Origin of the sequence: Fibrella arboris (genome assembly GCF_041321095.1) — a bacterium.
GTDB classification, from domain to species: Bacteria; Bacteroidota; Bacteroidia; order Cytophagales; family Spirosomataceae; genus Fibrella; species Fibrella arboris.
Genome location: NZ_JBGGWE010000002.1, coordinates 408,188 through 432,596, shown reverse-complemented (window position 1 = coordinate 432,596; position 24,409 = coordinate 408,188). Strand labels below are relative to the sequence as shown.

At 53.3% G+C, this 24,409-nt stretch carries 18 protein-coding genes; 11 read left to right on the top strand and 7 right to left on the bottom strand.

What is annotated here, in order from left to right:
- Nucleotides 1–49: 49 nt before the first annotated feature.
- Complete coding sequence (locus ACAW75_RS04295) at nucleotides 50–448, bottom strand: hypothetical protein (protein WP_370727441.1); 399 nt, start codon at nucleotides 446–448, stop codon at nucleotides 50–52.
- Nucleotides 449–564: 116 nt separating this feature from the next.
- Between ACAW75_RS04295 and ACAW75_RS04290 the strand changes: the two genes are divergently transcribed.
- Nucleotides 565–1,152, top strand: a complete 588-nt coding sequence (locus tag ACAW75_RS04290; RefSeq protein WP_370727440.1) for an O-methyltransferase — start codon at nucleotides 565–567, stop codon at nucleotides 1,150–1,152.
- A gap of 168 nt (nucleotides 1,153–1,320) precedes the next feature.
- Here the strand turns inward: ACAW75_RS04290 and mtaB are convergent, their stop codons facing one another.
- Entirely contained in the window at nucleotides 1,321–2,670 is a 1,350-nt protein-coding gene (gene mtaB / locus ACAW75_RS04285) for a tRNA (N(6)-L-threonylcarbamoyladenosine(37)-C(2))-methylthiotransferase MtaB (RefSeq protein ID WP_370727439.1), read from the bottom strand.
- A 107-nt stretch (nucleotides 2,671–2,777) separates the two neighbouring features.
- A complete protein-coding gene (locus ACAW75_RS04280; RefSeq protein WP_370727438.1) occupies nucleotides 2,778–3,776 on the bottom strand; it encodes a phytanoyl-CoA dioxygenase family protein in 999 nt (332 codons plus the stop codon).
- Nucleotides 3,777–4,008: 232 nt separating this feature from the next.
- Here ACAW75_RS04280 and ACAW75_RS04275 point away from each other — a divergent pair, with 232 nt between their 5' ends.
- The 3 genes from ACAW75_RS04275 to ACAW75_RS04265 all read left to right on the top strand — a co-directional run bounded on the left by ACAW75_RS04275 (nucleotide 4,009) and on the right by ACAW75_RS04265 (nucleotide 8,311).
- On the top strand, nucleotides 4,009–4,854 hold the full coding sequence (locus ACAW75_RS04275; RefSeq protein ID WP_370727437.1) for an AraC family transcriptional regulator: 846 nt from the start codon (nucleotides 4,009–4,011) through the stop codon (nucleotides 4,852–4,854).
- A 103-nt stretch (nucleotides 4,855–4,957) separates the two neighbouring features.
- The gene (locus ACAW75_RS04270; protein ID WP_370727436.1) at nucleotides 4,958–7,414 is read left to right on the top strand and encodes a TonB-dependent receptor; all 2,457 of its coding nucleotides are present in this window, start codon (nucleotides 4,958–4,960) and stop codon (nucleotides 7,412–7,414) included.
- A gap of 57 nt (nucleotides 7,415–7,471) precedes the next feature.
- Complete coding sequence (locus ACAW75_RS04265; protein WP_370727435.1) at nucleotides 7,472–8,311, top strand: DUF4249 domain-containing protein; 840 nt, start codon at nucleotides 7,472–7,474, stop codon at nucleotides 8,309–8,311.
- A 53-nt stretch (nucleotides 8,312–8,364) separates the two neighbouring features.
- Here ACAW75_RS04265 and ACAW75_RS04260 read toward each other — a convergent pair whose 3' ends face one another.
- Complete coding sequence (locus ACAW75_RS04260) at nucleotides 8,365–10,266, bottom strand: SPFH domain-containing protein (RefSeq protein ID WP_370727434.1); 1,902 nt, start codon at nucleotides 10,264–10,266, stop codon at nucleotides 8,365–8,367.
- 464 nt (nucleotides 10,267–10,730) lie between these two features.
- On the opposite strand from ACAW75_RS04260, the gene ACAW75_RS04255 reads away from it, so the two are divergent.
- From ACAW75_RS04255 to ACAW75_RS04230, 6 genes are all read left to right on the top strand, one after another.
- Complete coding sequence (locus ACAW75_RS04255) at nucleotides 10,731–11,765, top strand: glutamine synthetase beta-grasp domain-containing protein (RefSeq protein ID WP_370727433.1); 1,035 nt, start codon at nucleotides 10,731–10,733, stop codon at nucleotides 11,763–11,765.
- A gap of 280 nt (nucleotides 11,766–12,045) precedes the next feature.
- Nucleotides 12,046–14,235, top strand: coding sequence for a glutamine synthetase III family protein (locus ACAW75_RS04250; RefSeq protein WP_370727432.1), 2,190 nt, complete (start codon nucleotides 12,046–12,048; stop codon nucleotides 14,233–14,235).
- Nucleotides 14,236–14,725: 490 nt separating this feature from the next.
- Nucleotides 14,726–15,289: a hypothetical protein gene (locus tag ACAW75_RS04245; protein WP_370727431.1), complete on the top strand. Its 564-nt coding sequence runs from the start codon at nucleotides 14,726–14,728 to the stop codon at nucleotides 15,287–15,289.
- 98 nt (nucleotides 15,290–15,387) lie between these two features.
- The gene (locus ACAW75_RS04240; RefSeq protein ID WP_370727430.1) at nucleotides 15,388–16,227 is read left to right on the top strand and encodes an AAA family ATPase; all 840 of its coding nucleotides are present in this window, start codon (nucleotides 15,388–15,390) and stop codon (nucleotides 16,225–16,227) included.
- Nucleotides 16,228–16,323: 96 nt separating this feature from the next.
- A complete protein-coding gene (locus tag ACAW75_RS04235; RefSeq protein ID WP_370727429.1) occupies nucleotides 16,324–17,544 on the top strand; it encodes a vWA domain-containing protein in 1,221 nt (406 codons plus the stop codon).
- A gap of 192 nt (nucleotides 17,545–17,736) precedes the next feature.
- The gene (locus ACAW75_RS04230; RefSeq protein WP_370727428.1) at nucleotides 17,737–21,024 is read left to right on the top strand and encodes a carboxypeptidase-like regulatory domain-containing protein; all 3,288 of its coding nucleotides are present in this window, start codon (nucleotides 17,737–17,739) and stop codon (nucleotides 21,022–21,024) included.
- Between the two features lie 2 nt (nucleotides 21,025–21,026).
- Here ACAW75_RS04230 and ACAW75_RS04225 read toward each other — a convergent pair whose 3' ends face one another.
- Complete coding sequence (locus tag ACAW75_RS04225) at nucleotides 21,027–21,968, bottom strand: sugar phosphate isomerase/epimerase family protein (protein WP_370727427.1); 942 nt, start codon at nucleotides 21,966–21,968, stop codon at nucleotides 21,027–21,029.
- 137 nt (nucleotides 21,969–22,105) lie between these two features.
- Between ACAW75_RS04225 and ACAW75_RS04220 the strand changes: the two genes are divergently transcribed.
- Nucleotides 22,106–22,720 carry a deoxynucleoside kinase gene (locus ACAW75_RS04220; RefSeq protein WP_370727426.1) on the top strand — a complete coding sequence of 205 codons (615 nt, stop codon included), beginning with the start codon at nucleotides 22,106–22,108 and terminating at the stop codon, nucleotides 22,718–22,720.
- Nucleotides 22,721–22,780: 60 nt separating this feature from the next.
- On the opposite strand, the gene ACAW75_RS04215 is transcribed toward ACAW75_RS04220, so the two are convergent.
- Together ACAW75_RS04215 and ACAW75_RS04210 are read right to left on the bottom strand one after the other, a co-directional pair.
- The gene (locus tag ACAW75_RS04215) at nucleotides 22,781–23,392 is read right to left on the bottom strand and encodes an AlbA family DNA-binding domain-containing protein (protein WP_370727425.1); all 612 of its coding nucleotides are present in this window, start codon (nucleotides 23,390–23,392) and stop codon (nucleotides 22,781–22,783) included.
- Nucleotides 23,393–23,482: 90 nt separating this feature from the next.
- Nucleotides 23,483–24,406: an EamA family transporter gene (locus ACAW75_RS04210; protein WP_370727424.1), complete on the bottom strand. Its 924-nt coding sequence runs from the start codon at nucleotides 24,404–24,406 to the stop codon at nucleotides 23,483–23,485.
- Nucleotides 24,407–24,409: the final 3 nt, after the last annotated feature.

The window sequence follows — 24,409 nt, the reverse complement described above, 5'->3', positions numbered from 1 at the left end:
AGTAGCTTTGTAGGTTCTTGATGGCCAGCTAAATAGGTTTCAGTCAGCGCTACTCTGCTTCCGCTTTTTCAACCCGGATCTCCGCCGATTTGGCCAACGGATGAGTGGTGCCTGCCTGTAGGGGTGGAATAGCAACCGCCGTTGCCGCGTCTATCGTCCGATCAATGATGACGTGTTTCTCATCGATTCGCCGAAAGTGGTCATCAAAGTAATCGAAGCGAAGTTGTATTCGACGATAACGATGCTGGCTGGATGTGTTGGTAATCGAAAACCGGTGTTCATTAACCCGTACACCCGGTCGGCCAGCCAGGGGTTTAGGCGTCCAGAAAACGCGATCAATCAGTAAATCCCGGACCGGGTCTGGCTTGCTTTGGTAAGCTCGCTTATCCTGACCGCAAGCAACTGCCAGCGCAAGAAAAAACGCGTAGCTTAGGTTTGTATAGCGCATCGGCAACTCTGTAAGAAGGGCAACGGGTCAAACGAATCACTCGTGAAAGATAGGCGATTTACCCGTAGCCGTTAACCAGATAACGTACCTGCACCCGTAAGAAACCGTCAATTGCTATGAATTCTCAGAGAAAAAGTCAGTTCCTGGCCCTATACGAGACGTTCCGAGATCATGACGTTGCCGAGCCGGATCGGCTGAAGCGCTGGCGTAATCTGGAGCCGGAATCAGCGTTACTTCTGGCCATGCTGGTCCGAACGAAAGGGGCTCGGCGTGTTTTGGAACTGGGTACGTCGAATGGATTTTCTACCCTCTGGCTGGCCGACGCGCTTGAAACTACCAATGGTCGATTGACGACGATCGATATTGATGGAGACCGAACGGCGCTGGCACAAAAGTACCTTCGCCAATTTGAGCTGGACGACCGGGTTGATTGTCTAACGCAGGATGCTGGCCTGTTTCTGGCGCAGGCACAACCAATCTATGAGCTGATCTTTTTAGATGCAGAGCGTTCCGCTTACGTTGGCTATTTCCCGGATCTAAGCCGGTTACTGACCCAACGACCAGGTTGTTTACTGGCGGTTGATAATGTGCTTTCTCATGCCGGTGAGGTGCACGACTTTGTCAAGCTACTTGAGGCGGATGCCTCGCTTACGCAGATGACACTAAACGTTGGGGCAGGCCTGTTACTCTGTGTTGGCAACTGATGGCCCTGCCCTTAGCTTATTGATTGCCACAAGACTAGCATTCAGTGTGCTGGCCTGCTATAGACAGATATCCGTAAGCTGAATCAGCCTGTGGGCTACGTCTAGGAAACGCAATCCACAGGCTGATTGGTAACTCGTTAGCAGCGTGCAGCGACCGAGCTTTATTTACTAATGCGTGTCGTAGGCCATTTCGGGCTCAGTTACTTCGACCAGCCCCTCGGGATTGATAGCCGATAGTTGAACCGGGATCAGCTCGTTGATGCGGAGGGGATCATAATTGGCCACCACGCGCACGTAGTTTTCGGTGAAGCCCTGCATACGCCCGGTAGCTTCGTCTACATCATCTTCAAACAGCACCGTTGCCGCCCGTCCGATCTGCGATTCATAGAAAGCCCGTCGTTTTTTGTCCGACAGGATGTGCAGCATTTTACTCCGTTCGGCACGTACCTGGCCGGGTACTACCGGCTTGATCGTAATGGCGGTGGTGTTGGGCCGTTCCGAGTAGGTAAACACGTGCAGGTATGAAATCGGCAGCTCGTTCAGAAATTCGTATGTCTCGCCGAACAGCTCATTCGTTTCACCGGGATGACCCACAATGACATCGACGCCAATGCAGGCGTGCGGCATGAGCGACTTGATTTTTGCCACGCGCTCGGCGTACAAGTCACGCTTATACCGGCGGCGCATCAGGCCCAGCACCGTATCGGAGCCGGATTGAAGCGGAACGTGGAAATGCGGCACAAACCGTTTCGACTGCGCAACAAACGCAATTATTTCGTCGGTAAGCAGGTTTGGTTCGATGCTTGACATGCGAAACCGGTCAATACCCTCCACTTCGTCGAGCGCCTGAATTAATTCCAGAAACGTCTGGGTACGCCGAAGCGCAGGACCGTCCCCTGCAATGAGGCCAAAATCGCCGATATTCACGCCCGTCAGCACGATCTCGCGAACGCCGCGCCCGGCAATTTCGTGTGCGGCCCAAACCACGTTTTCAATCGTGTCGGACCGGCTTTTGCCACGGGCCAGTGGAATCGTGCAGTAGGCACAGGGGTAATCGCAACCGTCCTGCACTTTCAGGAAGGTTCGGGTACGGTCATTGAGCGAGTAGGCCGCGTGGTAGTCAATCGCTTCCTCGATGTTCGAATTCAGTACCCGCCCCGGCTGACCAGCGGCGGCTTTGGTGAACGTCGGCATCAACTCGGCCAGCCTGAATTTTTCGGCAGCGCCCAGCACGGCATCCACACCCGGAATCTCCGAAATTTCGGTGGGCTTCAACTGAGCATAACAACCCAGAATAGCTACAAACCCGTCTGGGTTTACCTTCTGGGCTTCGCGAACGATCTTACGGCATTTTTTATCGGCGTTATCCGTCACCGAGCAGGTGTTGATGATGAAAATATCCGGCTGCTGGTTGAATGCCACGCGCTCATACCCTTCTTTCTCCATCATGCGGGCGAGGGTCGAGGTTTCCGAGAAATTCAGCTTGCAGCCAAGCGTGTAAAAAGCCACTTTTTTCATATTCACTCTTAACACCCGTCATGCCATCGGGGTTTCATCCGGCAAAAATACAACATGGTCTTTAGACCTATAAGATTTCTAAAGCCTTATAGGTCTGCCTACGCCCGTTATCCCCACGAATCCAGCCCTACCAATTTTCGGCCTAAATCAGTTAATTCGGCGGTCTGGTAGCGGGTTTTCTCCCAGTTGCGCGGATCGCCGGGGAAGGCGTAGCCTTCGGGGGCTTGCCGCTCGCGCCAGGAGTTGATTCGCCATTGGCGAAGCGCTTCATTGTCTTCCTGGGCAGGCATCATGGAAATGTACTGAGCGATGCGCACCTTATCCGTCGAATGGTTTGGCCGGATGCCGTGGGCGAGTGTGCTGTTGAAAATGAGCAAATCGCCCGCCTCCAGCTTCACCTTCACAAAATCGAAGCCGGTGGTATCGGGTTTGAACCGGTCACGGTCGGCGGGCTGTGTCAGTTTCCAGGTGTCGTAGGTACGGAAGAGCTCGGGAATGCACTGAAAACCACCCATGTTTTCATCGGTCTGGTCGGCAAGGGCCAGCACACCCTGCACATTCTGGGGGCGTGTTTCGGGGTCGTAATCCCAGTGAATGAACCCTTTGAAGGGCTGGTCGGGCTGTACCGGGAAATTAAGGTTAGCCCGGTCGATGGTGACCCAGAGTTTTTCGGTGCCCCACACATCTACGAAGGCGTCATAGACACGCTGTGCTTGTCGGTTATCCCACTCGTGCTGGTGATTGTATAACTCAACCATCCCTGAGCCGATCAATTCTTTCATCCGCATTTCGGCGCGTGGTGGCGTGTGCCAGGTCGATTGATCGGTGGGGTCTTTTTCTTCAAACTCCCAGATCGTTCGCGCCAGTCGCTCGGCCTGCTCACGCGGAACGGCCTGTTTGATGATAACGTACCCATTATTGCGCCAGAATATCCAGTCGTCTTCGGACAGTACGCGCAATGGAGCCCCGTTTGAGCGGTCATTCAACGGGTATGTGCTGCTGGTGGCGGTTGACGGATTGCCCGGGATGTCGGTATGGGCATTGTCGGGCACCCTAGCGGCAGGCGTTCCTGTTGGGGTAATGGTTGGTTGCATTGTAGGAGTCATGAACAGGTTTTGTTTTATCGTGATCGAATAAGACAAAACTAGGAGGATGCGCTTAGGAGCTGTTAGCACGTACCTGACTGGTTTTTGCACTATATTGCTCTTGAGTAGGTAAAAGGAACCATAAAAGAGTAAATGAGTGTAATGCTGCGGCTCCAGCTTCGGTAGTTGATGATAAGCTAATACTACCGAAGCTGGAGCCGCAGCGGCGGACCGTTTCGGCAGTACACCTTACATGAAAATCGCCCTTGAAGAAATCCGGCCTGACGCAGACAGCTCGTTCCATATGCTACTGACACCGCACCTCGAGGATGTCTTTCTGTGGCATTATCATCCCGAGTACGAGATCGTGTACATTACCGGGGCCAGCGGCACCCGGCATGTGGGTGATCATATATCGCGGTATGAGGGTAGCGATCTGGTATTTATAGGCCCGAACATTCCCCACCTGAACTTCGATTACGGCGTAAAAACTGAGTACCGGAAGGTGGTGGTGCAACTCAGTGAATCGTTCCTGGGTGAAGGGTTCTGGAAGGCCCCCGAGTTTGCCGCGATCACCTCGCTGTTCGAGCGGGCGCGGGCGGGATTGTCGTTCACTGGCACCACGAAGCAGCTCGTTGGTGACCAACTTGAAGAACTCGCCAGGCTGGCACCATTTCAGCGAATGATGGCGCTGTTGACCATTTTTCAGCAGTTAGCAACCAGCAACGAGGTGCGCTCCCTCCACGGTAAACCGGTCTCGAATGCCTATAATCTGCGGGAACAGCAACGGCTGCGTAAGCTGCATCAGTTTGTCGAAGAACAGTTTACGCGAAAAATTGATATTGCCGAAGCCGCGAGGGTGGCCAGCCTGACCGAAGCCGCTTTTTGCCGTTACATCAAACGGATGACAGGACTGACGTTCACACAGTTTTTAAACCAGTACCGAATTAATCAGGCTCAGAAATTATTGCTCTCGGGCCATACGGTCACCGAAGCTGCCGAGGCCAGTGGATTCGAAAGCCTGTCGTATTTCAATAAAATATTCCGGCGTGTGACGGGCGAGAATCCACGTCAATTCAAGAAAAGGTACGCTAAGTAGTTATACATGCCTACTGAGCGGTTAAAAGGACCTGAAAGCTGCAACGAAGTGAGCGTGTTTTCCGTAAGGTGAAGTACGCTGTATAGCCAGCAGGTACTTGTCTATGACCAAACCACTACTTGTTCCATTACTGCTGTTATTAACCACGTTGACCTGGGCACAGGACTTGCCGCCTATGCGGGTGAAGCGGGTTCCGCAGCAGTACAACCTCACCGTTTCGGGGCGAATTACCGATGCCAAAAGCGCCGAAAATCTACCGTTTGCCTACGTCCGGGTACGTAACACCAAGCTGGTCGCCCAGACCAACGTAGATGGCTTCTTTACATTCCTGAACGTACCCAGCGATACCTGCACACTGGAGATCAGCTACATCGGTTTCAAAGATGCTGTTTATCCGCTTACGCCAGGTGAACCGACTCGGCGGTTGGTGCTCGAACTGGAGCAGACCAGTACTGACCTGAACGAAGTACAGGTGAGCGGGCAGAAAGCGGAAGTCATGAAAGCTGCCGAAACGATCGGTATGGTACAACTAACCCCCCGCAACCTGACCAAGTTGCCCAACGTGGGTGAGCGTGACCCGTTTCGGGCTCTGCAATTGATGCCCGGCGTCAGTGCTGCCAACGAATCATCGGCGGGCCTCTATGTGCGGGGTGGTACGCCTGACCAAACGCTGGTCTTGCTCGATGGCTTCACGGTGTATCAAGTCGACCACTTATACGGTTTTTTTTCTGCTTTTAATTACAATGCACTGAAAGACATTCAGTTGCAGAAGGGGGGCTTTGAGGCCAAATACGGCGGCCGCCTGTCGGGTGTGGCTGAAATGACCGGAAAGGAGGGAAGCCGTAAAGGGTTTAATGTGGGGGGCGATGCCAGTCTTTTGAGTGTCAATGCCGTTGCCGAAGGGCCAGTTGGCACTAAAGTAACGGTACTGCTGGCCGGACGGCGGTCGTTTAAAGGGCCCCTGTACACGAAGCTGTTCGATCAGTTCCAGACTACCCAATCAACGCAGCCACAAGCGCCAGCTGGCCGTGGCCGCCTGAATCAACTGACGACCACGCAGACGGTAGCATCTTATTTTTATGACCTCAATGGCCGCGTCACCTATCGCCCCACCGATCAGGATCAGGTGACGTTGAGCCTCTATAATGGACAGGATTACCTTGACAATTCGCAAAATCTGACGTTACCAGCGTTCAACCGGGGGCCAAACAGCACAACCGCTGCCACGGGCGGGAGCCTGAGCAATACTGACCTCTCGAACTGGGGCAATACGGGCAGCAGCCTGAAATGGTCTCGCCGCTGGTCTGATAAGTTCTATACCAACACGCTGGTCAGTTTCTCGAATTACTATAGTCACCGGAACATTTCGAATCAGGTGTCGATTCAGCGCGGCCCCAATGCGGCTAACCGGAACAACACCAATTTTGGTACGCTGGAAGATAATAACCTCGTCGATCAATCAGTAAAGACAGATCTCACCTGGCAACCGTCTGCAACGCAGCAGGTAGAAGCAGGCATTCAGTATACGCGGCTGGCCATCGATTACGCTTATAAACAGAACGATACGCTGACGGTGTTGGGCAAAAATGACCGTGGCCAGCTGCTCACCGCCTACGTGCAAGACCGCATTCGCCTGTTTGATAATCGTCTGACGATGACGCCCGGCATTCGCTTAACGCAGTATGGTGTAACCAATAAATTATATGCCGAACCCCGCTTGTCGGCGGTCTACCAAGTCAACCGGCAGTTTAGGCTCAAAGGTGCGGTGGGCGAGTATTATCAGTTTATCAAGCAGGTCACCCGCGAGGATATTTCGCAGGGTAACCGCACCTTCTGGTTGCTGTCGGGGAGTGAATCACTGCCCGTCTCCTCGGCCATGCATTCCATTGCCGGAGCGAGCTACGAAACGGCGGGCTATCTGTTCGATGTAGAGGCGTATGCGAAAGAACTCCGTGGAGTTACGGAATATACCCTCCGTTTTGCGCCACAGATTGGCCGGGGTCTTGTTCCAAGCGAAACGTTTTTCAACGGAACAGGAACGGTACGTGGCGTCGATGTGCTGGTGCAGAAGAAATTCGGGGCGTATACTGGTTGGGTCGGCTACACCTATGCCATGGCGAAAAGCAGCATTGCGGCTTTCGGTGATCAGCCTTATTACGCCAATCAGGACGTGCGCAACGAGTTTAAGTCGATCAACACCTATCACTACAAGCGCTTCGATTTGGCGGCCACCTTCATTTATGCGGGCGGTAAACCCTATACGTCGATCGTTGGTGAGTACAGCGTGAAACTGCTCGACGGGACCAGCAAGACCTTCACCACCCCCTCGGCTAAAAATGCCAATCGTTTTCCCGATTATCACCGCCTCGATCTGTCAGCAACCTATACCTTCAAACAGGGTAGCCTCGGCGTGTCGGTGTTTAACGTGTACGATCGCAAAAATATCTGGTACAAAAAATTTACCTCGGTCAGCGATGGAAGCAACAGCCAGTTGGTCGTGACCGACGTAACGTACCTGGGCATCACGCCAAACCTCATCCTTTCTTACCGCCTTCACTAGATGAAACCAGATCTATCCAAACCTTGTCAACGCAGCGCTGGCGACCCATTCGGCTCAATGGACCTACGGACCTGGCTCGTTACTTTCAGCTTGAATGTGTTGCTGTTCACGGTAGGCTGTCAGGAAAAAACGACGGTAATCGCGCCTGATGATCAACCTGTTATTGAGGCTTATCTGGCGGTTGGTCAGCCCATGACGGTGCGCGTTACCAAACAGATACCGTTTTCTACGGATACAACTGGTCAGGGAAAGCCCGTCGAAGGGTTAGCCATTACGATTACGGGCGGCGGCAGCACGTACCCGCTCAGGTACGTTGGAGACGGTCAGTATCAGTCGAACCCAGACGTGAAACCTAAAGTTGGCCAGACTTACACGATGGCGTTTGAGTACCTGGGGCAGCGTGTGACGGCCACAACGCAGATTCCGACGAGGCCCGTCAATTATCAGCAGGATGTAACGGAGATCATTCGCACAGCGCCCGTTCAGGGCGGTGGCCCCGGTGGTGGCGGAATTTTGCAGCAACTACAGGCAGCTGTGCATCTGACCTGGCAGAACCCGACGGCAGATTACTATTTTGTGGTGGTCGACAACATTGAAGTCGATCCAGTGCTCATCAATCAGAACGTGAACCCGAATCGGCCATTGGCACAAAACCGACGTTTCCGGAATGAGCCGACTCAGAGTGACTTTGACGATGTTCGCGGGCAAAACTTTCAATATTATGGCAGGCACCGCCTGATTCTCTTTCACCTGAATCCCGATTACGCCGCCTTATATAAGCAAAACAGCACGTCGACGCAGAACATTGCCACGCCCCCGACAACGGTCGTAAACGGGCTGGGCATCTTCACCGGCGTGAACACAGACACCTTGTATGTGAACGTGAAAGCCCAGTGATAGGGGCTTAGGGGCTGATGCCTATCCATCGCCCCAAGCCCTCTGCCCCAAGCTTATTTCCGGTTGTTGTTCAGTTCGAGCAATTTCAGGCCAAGCAATCCGTTCAGGCTACTATCTGAACCACCTTCGGCACCGCCATTGATGACCAGATCGGGAATGATCTTGATCTGCCCTTTGCCAATCTCTTCGGTGATTTTATAACGGGTAAAGTTATCGTCGCCCATGGCCTTCACCTGCAATTCATAGGCTTCGGCGGTCGACTTACCAATGGCCAGGATTTTTTCCGCTTCGGCAGCGCCCGTTTTCGCAATACGCTCGGCTTCTGCGTCGGCGGTCAGCTTGGTGGCATCCGCTTCGGCCGACGCCTGCCGACGGCGAGCCTCGGCGTTGGCTTCGGCACGCACTTTAGTGGCTTCCGATTCAGCGCCGACCTGAAGTTGCAGACTGCGGGCCTCGCCTTCGCTTTTCTTCACGGCTGCGTTGGCGGTACGCTCGGCAATCTCTACGCTCTGCTGCGCTTTCACGATCTCGCGCTGCATCTCGGCAATGGCCGTTTCGCGTTCATAGCCCTGTCGTTTTTCCTGCGCCATACGCTGCGTATCGTATGTCTTCTCTTCTTCCTGCGCCACCTTCCGGTCGGTCAGTGTTTTCATCAGCGCCTCGGGCGGCACAATATCGCCAATTAGTGTGTCAACGGCGTTTACGTTATACACTTCGAGTACCTGCCTGATATGCTCGCGGGCCGATTCCTGCCGTTCTTTCCGGGTGCTCAGGAACGCGATCACGTCGGAGTCCTGGGCGGAATTACGGAAATAGTTACCGATGGTAGGCTCCAGTACCTGCGACACCAGATTCACCATCGACCCAAACCGCGCAATCACTTTTGGCGCTTCGTTGGCCGGAATATGAATGATCTGGGCTACGTCGAGGTTGAACGGGAATCCGTCACGCGACCGAACCGTGATGGTCGACAGGTTCCGGTCCAGTGCATGGGCTTCCGAACGTGCGTTCGCCCAGTTCAGCACCAGATTCGTGGTAGGTACGTTCTCTACCTTCATGGTGTAGGTATTGATCGGGTATTTACCTGGACCGAGCGGTTCCATCCACACGCCACGAAATCCTTTCCTGACAATATTGCCATGCTTAAAGGTATCACCGGTCATATCTTCGCCGTCTTCGCCAATGTAGGAGATGACCACGCCAACATGCCCGATCGCTACTTCTGTCATCGGAATCTGTTCGATCTGGACCGCCCAGGGATTTATGTAATAGGAACCTGCCAACACCACCTGCGGCTGCAGGCCCCGATTGCCGCCGTTCTGTAGAAAGCTATCGATGTTCTGGAAGTTGTTATGCCCTTCTACCTGTTTGCCCGCAATCTGACCCGGCTGGAGCGGTGCTCCGTCGAGCGCGGTAATGATCCCGACCATGTTCTCTTTCACATCGGTCATGGGAGCCATCGTAACGGTAAACGCATAGGGGTTAATCCGGTACGTACCTGGCGTAAGAATCGACGTTTGTCGCCCTTTCTGTCCACCACTGTCGAGGAAACGAATGGTATCCTGAAAGTTATCGGATTCGACCCGACGAGCCAGAATATTACCCGTTGGCAACTCCTGCCCATCATTGGCCAGGACTAACCCGACCATTCCTTCCGGAACAACCGTGAACGGTTGCATCTCTACACCATATTGCCAGGGCCACATCCACCAGTACAGGCCAGGGGCAAGCATTCGGGCCTGATAACCGGCTTCTCCTTTAGTTGCCACAATTCGTCCGTCGGGTAATTCGCGGTCATTGCCGACCAGTACAAACTTTTTGGTTACCAGACCAATGCGGTCTTCGGGGACTATTACCATCCCGAACAGAAAGCGTAGCACGAACTTGTACAACACAATGGCTACAACTAGAATGGGTACCCAGGCCCACCCAGTTAACACGGAAAAATCAGTCATTATCCAGTTTAGATTAAGTTGTTTTCGACAGCCGCCGGTTGGTGGTTGATCGTGGGTCAAATGTATCGGGCCTCTTTATTCGTAGTGTACCGATCTGGATGTACGGTTGCTTTATGGCCGGATTGGTCGTCGGATTTGACGAATGGCTGAATCAGCTGGAATGAGAAAAAAACAGCGGAAAAAAGACTCATATGAACGAAGGCCAGTAGGAATATCGACGAGATTCAGTGTTGAAAATGAATTTTATCGAAATGGTCGTTCGTGCTGAAAAGAATCTGAAACCAGATGATAAATTGGTTAAAATTGGATTTAACAAATAAATTTTTTAATTAGTGGAATATACCTCTATAAAATCCTGCGATTCACAGCAATTGCCTTTTTTTATTTTGGAAACAGGGGTCTATATTTGATGCCGACAGTACCACCCACGTACCGCAAAACAATAAAACGACCTCTCCAAACACATGGCAAAGTCTAAATTAGAGTACATCTGGCTCGACGGTTACAAGCCCACCCAAAGCCTCCGGTCAAAAACGAAGATTGAAGATGACTTCTCAGGTAAACTGGAAGATTGTTCAATGTGGTCATTTGATGGTTCATCAACTGAACAGGCCTCTGGTGGTTCATCAGACTGTTTGCTGAAGCCTGTCTACATTTGCGCAGACCCACAGCGTAAGAACGGTTTCCTGGTGATGTGCGAAGTTCTGAATGCCGACGGTACACCACACCCAACCAACGGTCGTGCTACGATCGAAGACGATGACAACGATTTCTGGTTCGGTTTCGAACAGGAGTACTTCCTCTACGACACCGCTACCGACAAGCCACTAGGGTTCCCGGAAGAAGGTGATCCAGCCCCACAAGGCCCCTACTACTGCTCGGTAGGTGCTAAAAATGCGTTTGGTCGTAACATCATCGAAGAACACCTCGACGTGTGCCTCGATGCTGGTTTGAACGTTGAAGGGATCAATGCCGAAGTGGCGCCTGGCCAGTGGGAATTCCAGATCTTCGCAAAAGGTGCCCGCGAAGCTGGTGACCAGATCTGGATTGCCCGTTACCTGCTCGAGCGTATTGGCGAAAGCTACGACGTAGCCATCAACTGGCATTGCAAGCCGCTGGGCGTAGATGCGGACTGGAACGGTTCAGGTATGCACGCGAACTTCTCAAACACGGCCCTTCGCACGGCTGGCAATAAAGAGACGTATGATGCCATCTGCCAGGCATTTGGCCCTGCTGATGTAATCAAAGAACACATCGACGTATACGGTGCCGATAACCACCTGCGGTTGACTGGTAAGCACGAAACACAGTCGATCGACCAGTTCTCTTACGGTGTATCTGACCGGGGCGCCTCTATCCGTATTCCGATCGCTACTGTACAGCGTGGCTGGAAAGGCTGGCTGGAAGACCGTCGGCCAAACTCGGCGGCTGATCCATACAAAGTAGCGGCCGTCATTATCAAAACAGTTAAGTCAGCCGCGTTGCCCGAACTGGCCTAAACTGTAACCTATTCTTACCTTCCCTAAACGGTCCGTCCTTCCCGACGGACCGTTTTTTTTGTATGTTTGGCAGGAAAAATAGTAATCTTTGAGTAAACAGGTGGTTAGGTAAGTGGCTAGTCTGGATAGTGAATGGTCAGGGAGCTGATGTTTTTGTGAAGGGGTAATTAAGGGAAAACCCAATGCCCCATCCCTATATGTCCCGATTGCCCTTGCGCCAGCGTACCCGGTTGCCTACCGTCAGTTGCTCAGTTCAGCTCTTCACTACCAGACTTACCGAATGGCTTACCTACGTTTTAACGCTCTGGAGACGGCACAAAGCCGTCAGCCACTACCAGTTGCTGCCCCCGCCGAGCGGCTTACCGATTATTACGGCATACACACGTTCAGCAAAGAAATCATGCGGACGCTCCTGTCGCCCGAAGCGTACCTGCGTATCACCGAAGCCATCGATACGGGCGGGCGCATCGACCGGGAGATCGCCGACGAAGTGGCAAACGCCATGAAATCATGGGCCGTAAGCAAAGGAGCCACCCACTTCACACACTGGTTTCAACCCTTGACCGGTTCGACGGCCGAAAAACACGACTCGTTTTTCGACCTGACGGGCGACGGAAAAGCACTTGAAAAATTTAAAGGCTCAGCACTCGTTCAGCAGGAGCCCGATGCCTCATCGTTCCCGAGTGGTGGACTGCGTAACACCTTTGAAGCGCGTGGATATACCGGCTGGGATCCGTCATCGCCTGCTTTTCTGATGGACAATGGCGCAGGCGGGAAGACACTCTGTATTCCGTCGGTGTTTATTTCGTACACCGGCGAAGCGCTCGATTATAAAACGCCCCTGCTCAAATCGCTGGCCGCCATTGACAAAGCGGCTACGGCTGTCTGCCATTATTTCGACCGGAATATCGACAAGGTAACGCCAACCCTGGGCATTGAGCAGGAATATTTTCTGGTTGATAAAGCCCTGTTCGTGGCGCGGCCCGATCTGGTTATGGCTGGCCGAACGGTATTTGGCCATGCGCCCGCACGTGGGCAACAGCTTGAAGACCATTATTTTGGCACCATTCCGCCGCGCGTCAATGCGTTTATGGTCGATTTTGAGTTTGAAGCGCTCAAACTGGGCATCCCGGTTCGCACCCGACATAACGAGGTGGCGCCCGGCCAGTTCGAAGTTGCCCCGACGTTTGAAGAGGTCAACCTGGCGATCGACCACAATGCCTTGCTGATGGACCTGATGCACAAAATTGCCGAGCGCCACGGGTTCAAAGTGCTTTTTCACGAGAAACCGTTTGCGGGCATCAACGGCTCAGGAAAGCATAACAACTGGTCGCTGGGAACCAACACAGGAGTGAATCTGCTTGGGCCGAGCAGCAAGCCCAAGGAAACGCTCCGGTTCATTGCCTTCATGGTCAATGTGGTTAAAGCGGTACACGACCACGCCGATTTGCTGCGGGCCAGCATCGCGTCGGCGGGGAACGAGCACCGCTTAGGAGCCAATGAAGCACCGCCCGCTATCATGTCTGTGTTTCTGGGCGATACACTAACCAGGGCACTCGATGATCTGGAGAATAAGTCGGAGATCTCGCTCAGTAAAGGCGACAATGTTTATTACAAGCTTGGCCTGAACCGAATTCCAGCGCTCATTCGTGACAATACGGACCGCAACAGAACTTCACCCTTTGCGTTTACCGGCAATAAATTTGAGTTTCGGGCGGTCGGTGGCGGGGCCAATTCGGCCTCAACAATGATTGTGTTGAATACAATCGTGGCCGACCAGCTCATTCAGTTCAGGCGCGACCTGGAAGCCCGCCTGGAAACGGGCGAGAAAAAAGAACTGGCCGTGGTGGAGGTACTGAAACAGTATTACCGGTCGTCGAAACGTATTCTGTTCGAGGGGAATGGGTATTCCGACGAGTGGGTGGCCGAGGCCGAAAAAAGAGGGTTGTCCAATATCAAATCTGCCCCGGAAGCCCTGAAGGTATACCTCAAGCCTGAATCGATCGAACTGTTTGCCCGGCTCGGCGTCATGAATCAGGCTGAAGTAGAGGCACGCTACGAAATTGAACTGGAGAAATACATCAAGAACGTACAGATCGAGGCGCGGGTGATGGGCGATCTGGCTATCAATCACGTTGTGTCTACGGCCTTGAAGTACATGAACCAACTGGCTACAACCGCTAAATCACTGGTAGACCTGGATATGATCAACGAGGCCCAACCGGTAAAAGGAATCATCCGCGAACTGTCGGCACGGGTAATGGTGATCAGAAAACATGTTGACGCCATGATCGAAGCCCGGAAACGGGCCAACAACGTACCTAGTTCGGTAGAGATGGCCCGGCTGTATGCAACAGAAGTAAAAGATTATTTCGAGATGATCCGCTACGAAGTCGACAAGCTGGAACTGCTCATCGATGATGAAGACTGGCCACTGGTGAAATACCGCGAACTGCTATTTGTGAAGTAGCCCTGATTGGCCAGCCCCCGAAAACACTGATCATAGAAAGCCGAATACCCAGGTACGTTGTGAGGCTGGTGAACATACCGCCGAAAGGGTTGGGTTGACTAGGCATTTCTGAGAAAACGCAATGGTTATCCAACACGATTCATTGGGTGCAGATGCGCTCACGACCGTCGAACAAACCGCCCGTGTCGAGGTTATCCGGTATAAGAATGCGTTGTCGGGGCTGGATTGCCATTAAGCTGAGCAACCGGGTTTGCCCTACAGGCGGAGCCTGACTGCCGGCCGATTGCCAACGTTGACAACGTCTGGTTTGGGCGGAAGAGGAACCTGGTGTGCATTCGACATCGACGGCGCCATGCCACGTATTCGCCAGCCCGACAACGTACCTGACGACAAACAGCCACTAAAGGCCGCAATCGACCAGGCAGGAACAGTAGTGGAACATTGGTACAAACAGTTTAACTAACTTGCAGCAAACGAACGTTGCTCAATCATGAATTACAGGAATGAAGGTTACGCCCCCGAAGAGATTGAGGGGCTTCGCGAAGAGTGCCGGGAAACAGGGCGCTCATTTATATATGTAGAAGATGAAGATCTTGATGTATTAGAATCTGGTGAATGTGCTCATATTCAATTCGTTGGAAAAGACTTTGGCCAGGAGGTTATTTACGATGGACTGATTTATACACTCCGTCTTCACCATAGCAGCACGGTCTACGAAACGGCTGTAGCACAAATCCGGAAATCACACCCGGAGTACGTTCCGCCAGAAGAACGGCAGCCCGGCTACTCGATCGATGTGGCGAAAGATGAGGAAATCGAAGAACTGCTCACCGAACTGATCGAAGAACTGGAAGAAACGGAGGCGGTAAAGGTGCAGGAGCATGTTGAGCTGGAACACGACTTCGAGTATGGCATTGGGATCGATGTCTGTCTGAATGTCGAAGACATTAATGACGACGTGATCGACACGTTCATCAGCCAGTTTAATGCCGGTACCCTCAAGCTCGATAAAACATTATACTCCTTCACCAGTGACGAAGTAGACGAAGAGTAAGAGGTAATGAACAGGGTATAATGGCATACCTCACGAAAAGGGCTATTCGCCAGGCCTGCCATTATACCTTATTCCATATCCATCGTACAGCAAGACTTATGACTTTTCAGGGTACCGAATCCTACGTAGCTACACGGGAGCTGAGCGTGGCCGTCAATGCTGCCATTCAGTTGCAAAAACCATTGCTCATTAAAGGCGAACCAGGTACGGGTAAAACCTTACTGGCGTTTGAAGTGGCTCGCGCCCTGAACAAACCGCTCTTTACCTGGCATGTAAAGTCAACGACTACGGCGCAACAGGGGCTTTACGAATATGATGCCGTGTCGCGCCTGCGCGACTCCCAGCTGGGCGACCGTAACGTTGGAGACCTGGCCGCCTACATCAAAAAAGGGAAACTGTGGGAAGCGTTTGAAACCCCTGAGTCGGCCGTACTGCTGATCGATGAGATCGATAAAGCAGATATCGAGTTTCCAAATGATCTGCTGCAGGAGATCGACCGGATGGAGTTTTATTGCTATGAACTGCGACAAACGATAGCGGCCAGGCATCGCCCTGTTGTCATTATCACCTCTAATAACGAGAAGGAGTTGCCCGACGCCTTTCTGCGCCGTTGCTTCTTCCATTACATTCGTTTTCCGGAACGCGATACGATGCAAACCATTGTCGATGTGCATTTTCCAAACCTACCCGGTGAGTTATTGGCGAAAGCACTCTCGATTTTCTACGGCATCCGTGACGTGAAAGCGCTCAAAAAAAGGCCGTCAACCAGCGAGCTGATCGATTGGATACGGTTGCTGGTTGCGGCTGGGGTCACTCAAGATGATCTGGCTGATCTGGAGAACCTGCGCGAGCTGCCTCCGTATATGGGAGCGCTGCTTAAAAACGAACAGGATACCGACCTTTTTACGGCTTTACGCGCAAAAGGAAGGAGTTATTGAGGGACTATTTAACGGGCTGGTCTGGAGATAGCCAATGAATCAATATCCTCTTTATCCCGCCCCCTGGATTACTTAACCCCCTTGCGCCGCAATCGTATGTTTCTCCCGTTTTTTCTACTGCTTCGCCAACACGCGCTACCGGTTACCCTCCCGGAGTATCTGACGTTGCTCGACGCCCTACGAAGTGAGGCGGGTGGAGTGACCATCGATGACTTTTATTACCTCAGTAAAACAACGCTGGTCAAGCACGAACAGCACCTCGACCTGTTCGACAGATTGTTTGGCGAATGGGTAGCCGGTAACGTACCTACTGCCACTCAGTCGTTACCTGAGATTCCGCCTGAATGGCTTCGCCACGCGATGGTACACCAGTTGAGCGACGATGAAAAAGCCGCGCTCGACGCTGCCGGTGGACTGGATGTGCTCTACGAACGGCTTCGGAAACTACTGGATGAGCAGCAGGAACGGCGCGAAGGCGGAAACCGGGACGTCGGCCCGAACTGGATCGGGACCGGGGGGACATCGCCGTTTGGCACGGCTGGCCGTGCCCCGGAAGGCTTTAAGCTTGATCGGTCGGCCGACAGCCAGGGCAATAGAATGGCGTCGAAAGTATGGGAAAATCGCGCCTATAAAAACCTGGACGATAGCGTTGAGCTGAACACCCGCAATATGAAGATGGCCATGCGGCGCCTGCGGATTCTCACCCGCGAAGGCGCTGCCGATGAGCTGGATCTGACCGAGACGATCGCCGAAACAAGCCGGAATGGTGGTTACCTGGATATTAAACTGCACCCCTCGCGCCAGAATCGGGTCAAGGTGCTGATTTTATTCGATGTAGGCGGGTCAATGGATGAGCATATTGACCTGTGTAACCAGCTTTTCTCGGCAGCGCGGTACCAGTTCAAACACCTCGAATTTTTGTATTTCCATAACTGTGTATACGAAACGCTTTGGAAAGACAATACCCGCCGCCGAGACAGGTTACAGACCTACGAAGTGCTGCATAAATACAATAAAGCCTACAAGGTGATCTTCGTGGGCGATGCTGCCATGTCGCCGTATGAGATTACGCAGGCTCGCGGTAGCGTTGAGCATTACAACGAAGAGGCGGGTATAGTCTGGCTCGACCGGTTCAAAAAACAGTACCCGCACCTGGTCTGGCTGAATCCATCGCCGGCAGGTTACTGGCAGTATACCCATAGCACAAAGCTCATTCGGGAGTGGTCTGGTAACCGAATGTTTCCATTAACCCTGAATGGACTGGGGCAGGCCATGAAATCGCTGAAGAACCCGAAGGTGACGTTCGACGCGAAATAAGCAGGATTACTTACTGTCTGCCCAAAACAACTAAGTGGCAACTGGATACGTCGTCGTCCAGACGTAGCCGCGTGGACTTTCGAGGCGAAATACAGAGCAACTGTTTAGCTACCAGCCCGTTAAAGTCTGGTTTGTCCATAACTCCCGTTATTGTTAAGTTGCACATACATTTGAGTAAAACTGAGTAGCGACATGACTCGTATCTGCCGGCGGTACTTATTACTGATAGGGCTTCTACTGGGCTTATGCAGGATGCCTGCGTGGGCACAGGCAGTACAGCATGTAACCTTGTCGGGGCGGATCACCAACGCGAGCGATGGGCAACCACTGCCATTTGCATCTGTGTACCTGAATGGCACCACGCGTGGCGTAACGACAGACGAAAAAGGGCAGTTTAGCTTAACTAATGTTCCTTTTGGGGCCAGTGAACTGGTTGTTTCCTACACAGGCTTTACCGCCGTCCGGCAGCCCATTCGTATCACCGAAGCGAAACCCCAGCCAATTGCCATCGCCCTGTTGCCGATGGCGAATATGTTGACAGACGTAGTGGTGACGGCGAAGAAAGATAAGACCTGGCAGCGGCAGCTGGCGCAATTCGAGCAGGATATGATCGGAAATTCAGCGTTTGCCCGTCAGTGCACGATCGTTAACCCCGAGGTACTTCTGTTTGACGAACCTGGTGGGTATCTGATGGCCACGGCCCGTGAGCCCCTACTCATCGACAACCTGGCGCTCGGTTACCGTTTGATCTATTCATTACGGGCGTTTCGGAGTGAAGCCCGCACCGCCAAAGTGTTGTTCGGTGGCACCACGCTATTCAAAGAACTGACACCAGCATCGCCTAAACAGGCCAAGCAGTGGCAACGCAATCGGGAACAGGCGTACCAGGGGTCGTTGCGGCATTTACTAGCCAGTCTGGTAGCAGGGAATCATGAACAGGAGGGATTTCTGATCTTTCAGACCGACCTGACTCGTCCGCTTCCTGCCAATGGCTCTCCAGTACTCAGCACTGAACTGGGTCGACACCTGAAAGCGATCGATGTGAAAACGCTGGTGACACCAGGTACGTTGGCGCATGAACGCTGGCTGACCAGTGATAGCCCCATCGAGGTATTATACACAAAGGTCTCATCGAATAACTCGCCATATGTAGATGCCAAATTTGCCTTTTCGCAGCTCGTGTTGCCACAAAAAACACTCGGATTTACGATAACCGGCCAGATTACAGCGCCGCGTGGGTTTGAAGCTGTTGGTTTTCTGAGCAATGACCGGCTGGCCAACGCCCTGCCCGACGACTGGCAACAGGATGGTTCAGCAGCTACTCAGCTGGCAACCGCCCGGCTCGATTCGGTCCGACGGACACAGGTAGAAAACCGCCTGCCGCCCGGCACCCTACTCGACACGCTGGTGCAGCGTTGGCAGCGGCAGGCGGGTAAGCCAGCCCAGCCCGTGTTTGTGCAGGTTGATAAGCCGCTCTATATGACAGGTGAGAGGCTCTGGCTGAGTGGGTATGTACTCGATGCCCTCACCCAACAATGCGATACAGCTGAAGCAGGCCCGGCGCTGTCTGTTGAGCTGTGGACGTCAACAAACAGTCCGTTGCAACACGTGTGGCTGCCGGTGTCGCACGGGCGTGCTGCGGGTTCATTGCATCTCTCTGATACCTTATCGACAGGCACATACTGGTTGCGGGCTTATACGGAGACAGACCTGCCCTACAACAGGCCAGCCTTCGAACGGCCCATTTGGGTCGTGAATCATGAAACGACCGTGGGTGGCCAGGAGGAAGCGACCAGCCAGGAAAAAGCGATAGTGACCACACCAACCGAGTTTGTAGAGGAAGTACTCGGCGCTCCCTATCGGACGACCATGGCTGTTGATAGTGGTCAGCTGGCACTCACCCTCGATGCCCGTTCGAAAACGCGATTTCCTACGGCCTATGCCCTGATTGAAAGCAGAGGCAGGCTGGTACAGACCGCCTATGTTCCGGTGCGGAGTGCATCAACAACAGTACGCTGGTCGACACGTACCTGGCCACCGGGCACCGTGTTGCTTTCCCTGATGGACAGTACAGGACGGATCTGGACCAAGCGCACCATTCGGATTCCCGACCGAACGGCACCCATCCTGGCCAGTATTCAGCTAAGCCGGTCGGCTACAACCTCGTCAGCCGATGCGTTACTGATCAAGCTTCACGACGAAACTGGCCGACCGATTGCCGCGCATGCTTCTGTCTCGGTGACCGATGCTGAGCGTAGCCCGGCCGATTCGCTGGTGCCTGCGTTTCCAGCCTACTTGCAGGCCATAGACAGTCGACAGTCGATAAAACAGTCGGTGGCAGGTGTGTCCGGTATTACCCTGCATGGTCAATTATCGACAGCCGAAAAACAACCGGTGAACGTCAAGCTCATTATCGTTGATCGAAACGGAGTGTCGACCAGGGTAACCCAGACAGACGCTACGGGCCATTTTCAGGTTGGCCAGCTTTTCCTGTCCGATACCGCTCAGGTGCTGGTGCAGGTGACGAATCGTAAAGGAAAGCCAGTCGAGGCAAACGTTTCGTTCAACCCCTATGCGATGGAGCTGGGTACGTTGCCATTCACGCCGGATGCCACCCTGTTGTTCAGGCAGTGGCGCAAAATGATTGAAACGGCGAAACAACGACAGGCCGCCGAGCCAGGCCTGTATAGAGATAGCCCAGCCCGTCAATTGGCTGAAGTAGTTGTTCGCACAGCCAAATCGATCGACGAACGGCCTGCTGCTGTTCAGCTTCGGAGCCTGCATAACCAGGTGGACCAGACCATTGTCCTGAACAAAGACGCCACCGGGTTTGCTAATCTGTATTCACTGATTCGGGCCAAAATTCCCAACCTGCGAGTCGATGAGGTGCTGACAACCGGCCGAACAGCCTATTCGGTGAGTTTCCCCGGTGCCGCGTCGATGCTGAACGCGGCTGTTGCGCCACTGACCAGCCGTGGCGCACCGCCACCGCCGCCCGTTGCCAAACCAGCCACGGGTATCCAGAATCCATTTTTCCTGGTCGACGGCTTTCCAATCGATGATACAGACGGTACCCAATTGCTGGCCTTTTCACCCGCCTCCATCGAGCGTATCGAAGTGCTTAAAATAGGCGCAACGGCGGCTATGTATGGCACACAGGCCAGTAGGGGGATCATCGCTTTTTATAGCCGGGTAACGCGCGATGTGGCAAAAATGAAGGGCGTTACCCGACACAGGGTCGCAGGTTACCCGACAGCTGTTCCCTTCTCAGCCGGTAGCCCCGTTGTGGATACCAAACCCGATCTACGTGACGTATTGGCCTGGGAGCCGCTGGCCAGCATAGATAAAACGGGCCAGCTGGTCGTGCCAGTCGTTGTGTCCTCCTCCGCCAGGAAGTTGCGCGTGACCATTCAGGGCGTTTCAACAAGTGGTCGGGCCTTCTCCGTTGTGCAGTGGCTACAGACAGAGCCAAGTAGATGAAGCTACGTGAAGAGGGCTTTGGCAGTAACCAGATCCTGCCTGTGCGCCGAAACTGCATCCATCGTGTTGGGGGAACCTGTTTCCAGACACTGCTCCAGTACGATCAGTGGCTTAACAGCCAGACTTTTCAGGGTCGACCATAGCCGCGGGTAGTCAATGTCGCCGGTTGGTGTGAACGTCTCAGACCAGATCCCGGCGTTCGACTGCCGCACATGCAGCGCAACGATTCGTTTCCCATACAGCCTCACCACATCGAATAGGGCGACCTGTGAATTCCCGGAGCCCCGATATACCCAGTGGACGTCGAGACAGAGCGACACGTTGGCTGGGTTGCTAGCCACCATCATGTGGTGAAATTCCCGCGCGGCAGCCCGGTGTTCAGGCGCATGCGTGTGGTAGGCCAAGGTGAGGCCACGTTTCCGAAGTTCGCCACCCAGCCAGTCCAGATTACGTACCTGTTCGTCCAGTTCCGCATCCGATTTGTTGTCGGGCGATCCCCATTTGATTGGATTCGGGTTCGTTACAAGAAGGCGCGTACCTAATCGCCGTGCTTCGTCGGCAATAGCGAGGACCGATGCCATGGAGCCAGTTGCTTCCGCCTGCCTGTGCAGTGAACTGTTCACGTAGATTGATGGCATGGAGAGTTTAAACTGGCTTAAACGCGGAGCTAATTCCTGAAGTTGCTTCACCGAATTGAGGCCAGGTTCATAGGCCGTAAACCCAGACTGAACAAAGTCGGTTAACGATGCCACCGGGTCGTTCATCCAGATTTTTCCCGCCCGCCGGTAAAACGTATCCCAGGTATAGGAGTTGCAGGAAATAGGTTGGGTTGGGAAGACGGGTAGGGGCGTCGGCAACGTACCTGGCTGGCCAGATGCCGAGGTAACGATGGCTGAACTGCCAATCAGGGCAGATTGAAGAAACTGACGGCGGGTAACGGTCATTGCTTGACGTAGGCTTTTCCGGTAAAGCACAGGCCGATAGCAATTTCCTGCCCGGAGTTGTCTGTTTAGGTTGCGAAAGCCGCTGTAATGCCAGATTTTTGACCTGCTAACTTGTACCCTTCAATCTCCCTGCATTCATGCACATTGCCATTACAGGAAATATCGGCGCCGGTAAAACTACACTGGCCCAACGATTAGCCACTCATTACGGCTGGGACGTTCTCTATGAAGCCGTAGAAGGCAACCCATACCTGGCTGACTTTTACGGCGATATGGCCCGTTGGTCCTTTCATCTTCAGATCTATTTCCTGAACAGTCGATTTGAACAGGTTCAAAAAATACGTTCGTCGGGGCGCAGTGTCATTCAGGATCGGACTATCTATGAGGATGCGTACATTTTTGCCAAAAATCTGTACGACACCGGCAAAATGATTCCCCGCGATTATGAAACGTACCGGAGTTTGTTCGACAATATGGTTGGTATGGTGCGCCCACCCGATCTGATGATCTATCTGAAAGCCGATCTGCCAAAGCTGACTGCCCAGATCAAAAAACGGGGCCGTGATTTCGAACAGTCAATCAGTACTGACTATCTCGATAGCCTGAACGTATTGTACGAGGCGTTTGCCCACACATATGATGCCGGTGACCTGCTTACCATCGATGTGAACAACCTCGACTATGCCAACCGCCCCGACGATTTTCAGTATGTCATTTCGCTGATTGATCGCCACCTTTCCGTGAAAGTGTAAGCGCGTGAACGAGCAAACGGCAAGAGGCCAAGCTAGCGCACTTTGTCGCCGTTTGCTTGTTTACTTCAGTGAATAGCGCGCGGGGCGAGGTTTGTCGACCATGAGGAGTATTCCCTGAGCTGTCAGCGCACGCAGGAGTTTGGTCGCGCGATAATCAGAAATGTTCACCAGTTTCGCCAACCGGTCGGCGGTGATGCTGTCATGTTTACGAAGAAACTGCACCAGATTTTTTACCATCGGTGTCTGTAGCAGTTTTTTGTCAACAGTCTGTAAGTCAAGCATTAGCCGATTGGTGGGCACCGATTTGTCGCGTTGCCGAACGTAGATGGTTCGGTTACCCCGTTCGTCGAGGGCCGTGTGCGGCTTTTCGTGGCTCTCGGGTATGGTGAGCAGCAGGATTGTCTTGCCATCGTGCCGCTTTAACTCGTAGCTGATCGAGATGGGTGGTTCGATCAGGAAATCAGTGGCGCGTTCAATTTTCTGCATTTCCTGGTATTCAGACTCGACGCCCACCAACTTGCCATCATCGGCCACGCCGATCAATAACGTGCCGCCGCTGGTGTTGGAAAAAGCTGTGAGCGTCCGCGCAATGCGATACGGCGTTGAGAGCGTGCTTTTAAACTCCAGCGTGGTGCCTTCCCCTTTGGCAATCAGATCAGTTAATGAGATCATTCACTAGTTGGTTGCTGCTGTTACCTGTCACAATACGTAAAGAACCAGCATAAAGAGCAACTGGCTGCCGATGCCTATCCTGCGTTGGCCTTACCGCCTGCCCAGCGTCATGAGTGTGACACCGACCAGTGCTACACCAGCGCCAATCAGCGAACGAGCCGAGAATACTTCACCCGCAAACGTAACGCCAAGCAGCACGGCAATAATCGGGTTCACAAAGGCGTAAGTAGCCAACAGGGCAGGAGGCGCATGCCGGGCCAGCCAGGCATAGGCTGAGAAGCCGATGATGCTGCCAAAGATCACCAGGTAGAGCATTGACCCCAGCGCTTTGGCAGGAGCATGGAGGATACTCAACACCTGTGCCGGCTCAAAGGCCAGGCTAACGATCATCAGAAAAATGCCACCCAGTAGCATCTGCATACCACTAGCCAGCGTTTGATCAGGCTGCCGGAGCCGTGGGGTCAGCAACGTACCTACTGCCCAGGAGAGGTTTCCGACCGCCACCAGTGCGGTGCCGATCAGGTTGGCATCTGCGCCGCCTGCGGTCACGAGTTTATCGGGTTTGATGAGCAGGTAAATACCCGTAAACCCGATTGCTACGCCAATCAATGACAGGTTTCTGGGGCGTACCTGGCCAAAGGAAACCCAGTTCAGCAGTAACAAAAAAATGGGCAACAAGCCGCCAAGTAAGGCCCCCACACCCGACGGAATATACTGCAGTGCCAGCGTTAAGGCTCCATTTGCTACCGTGAGCAGGAAAAAGCCAATGATGGCCGTCGACTTCCAATGGGCGATTGTCGGGCGTTCGGTGCCGGTGAACCGGGCATAGGCGTAAAGGATACTGCCCGCGATAATGTAACGCATGGATGCCATGTATAAGGGGGGCATCTGTTCGGTCATGAAATGAATGAACAGGTACGTTGAGCCCCAGAGCACATAAACGGCAGCCAGGGATGCCCAGAGGCGCGTACCGCTGGTTACGGTGGCTGGAGCCGAGTCAATAGAAATAGCCATACT

Excerpts from the sequence above, each read along its gene's own strand:
- ACAW75_RS04295 (WP_370727441.1), bottom strand. The coding sequence starts at position 448 with ATGCGCTATACAAACCTAAGCTACGCGTTTTTTCTTGCGCTGGCAGTT.
- ACAW75_RS04290 (WP_370727440.1), top strand. The coding sequence starts at position 565 with ATGAATTCTCAGAGAAAAAGTCAGTTCCTGGCCCTATACGAGACGTTC.
- mtaB (WP_370727439.1), bottom strand. The coding sequence starts at position 2,670 with ATGAAAAAAGTGGCTTTTTACACGCTTGGCTGCAAGCTGAATTTCTCG.
- ACAW75_RS04280 (WP_370727438.1), bottom strand. The coding sequence starts at position 3,776 with ATGACTCCTACAATGCAACCAACCATTACCCCAACAGGAACGCCTGCC.
- ACAW75_RS04275 (WP_370727437.1), top strand. The coding sequence starts at position 4,009 with ATGAAAATCGCCCTTGAAGAAATCCGGCCTGACGCAGACAGCTCGTTC.
- ACAW75_RS04270 (WP_370727436.1), top strand. The coding sequence starts at position 4,958 with ATGACCAAACCACTACTTGTTCCATTACTGCTGTTATTAACCACGTTG.
- ACAW75_RS04265 (WP_370727435.1), top strand. The coding sequence starts at position 7,472 with ATGGACCTACGGACCTGGCTCGTTACTTTCAGCTTGAATGTGTTGCTG.
- ACAW75_RS04260 (WP_370727434.1), bottom strand. The coding sequence starts at position 10,266 with ATGACTGATTTTTCCGTGTTAACTGGGTGGGCCTGGGTACCCATTCTA.
- ACAW75_RS04255 (WP_370727433.1), top strand. The coding sequence starts at position 10,731 with ATGGCAAAGTCTAAATTAGAGTACATCTGGCTCGACGGTTACAAGCCC.
- ACAW75_RS04250 (WP_370727432.1), top strand. The coding sequence starts at position 12,046 with ATGGCTTACCTACGTTTTAACGCTCTGGAGACGGCACAAAGCCGTCAG.
- ACAW75_RS04245 (WP_370727431.1), top strand. The coding sequence starts at position 14,726 with ATGAATTACAGGAATGAAGGTTACGCCCCCGAAGAGATTGAGGGGCTT.
- ACAW75_RS04240 (WP_370727430.1), top strand. The coding sequence starts at position 15,388 with ATGACTTTTCAGGGTACCGAATCCTACGTAGCTACACGGGAGCTGAGC.
- ACAW75_RS04235 (WP_370727429.1), top strand. The coding sequence starts at position 16,324 with ATGTTTCTCCCGTTTTTTCTACTGCTTCGCCAACACGCGCTACCGGTT.
- ACAW75_RS04230 (WP_370727428.1), top strand. The coding sequence starts at position 17,737 with ATGACTCGTATCTGCCGGCGGTACTTATTACTGATAGGGCTTCTACTG.
- ACAW75_RS04225 (WP_370727427.1), bottom strand. The coding sequence starts at position 21,968 with ATGACCGTTACCCGCCGTCAGTTTCTTCAATCTGCCCTGATTGGCAGT.
- ACAW75_RS04220 (WP_370727426.1), top strand. The coding sequence starts at position 22,106 with ATGCACATTGCCATTACAGGAAATATCGGCGCCGGTAAAACTACACTG.
- ACAW75_RS04215 (WP_370727425.1), bottom strand. The coding sequence starts at position 23,392 with ATGATCTCATTAACTGATCTGATTGCCAAAGGGGAAGGCACCACGCTG.
- ACAW75_RS04210 (WP_370727424.1), bottom strand. The coding sequence starts at position 24,406 with ATGGCTATTTCTATTGACTCGGCTCCAGCCACCGTAACCAGCGGTACG.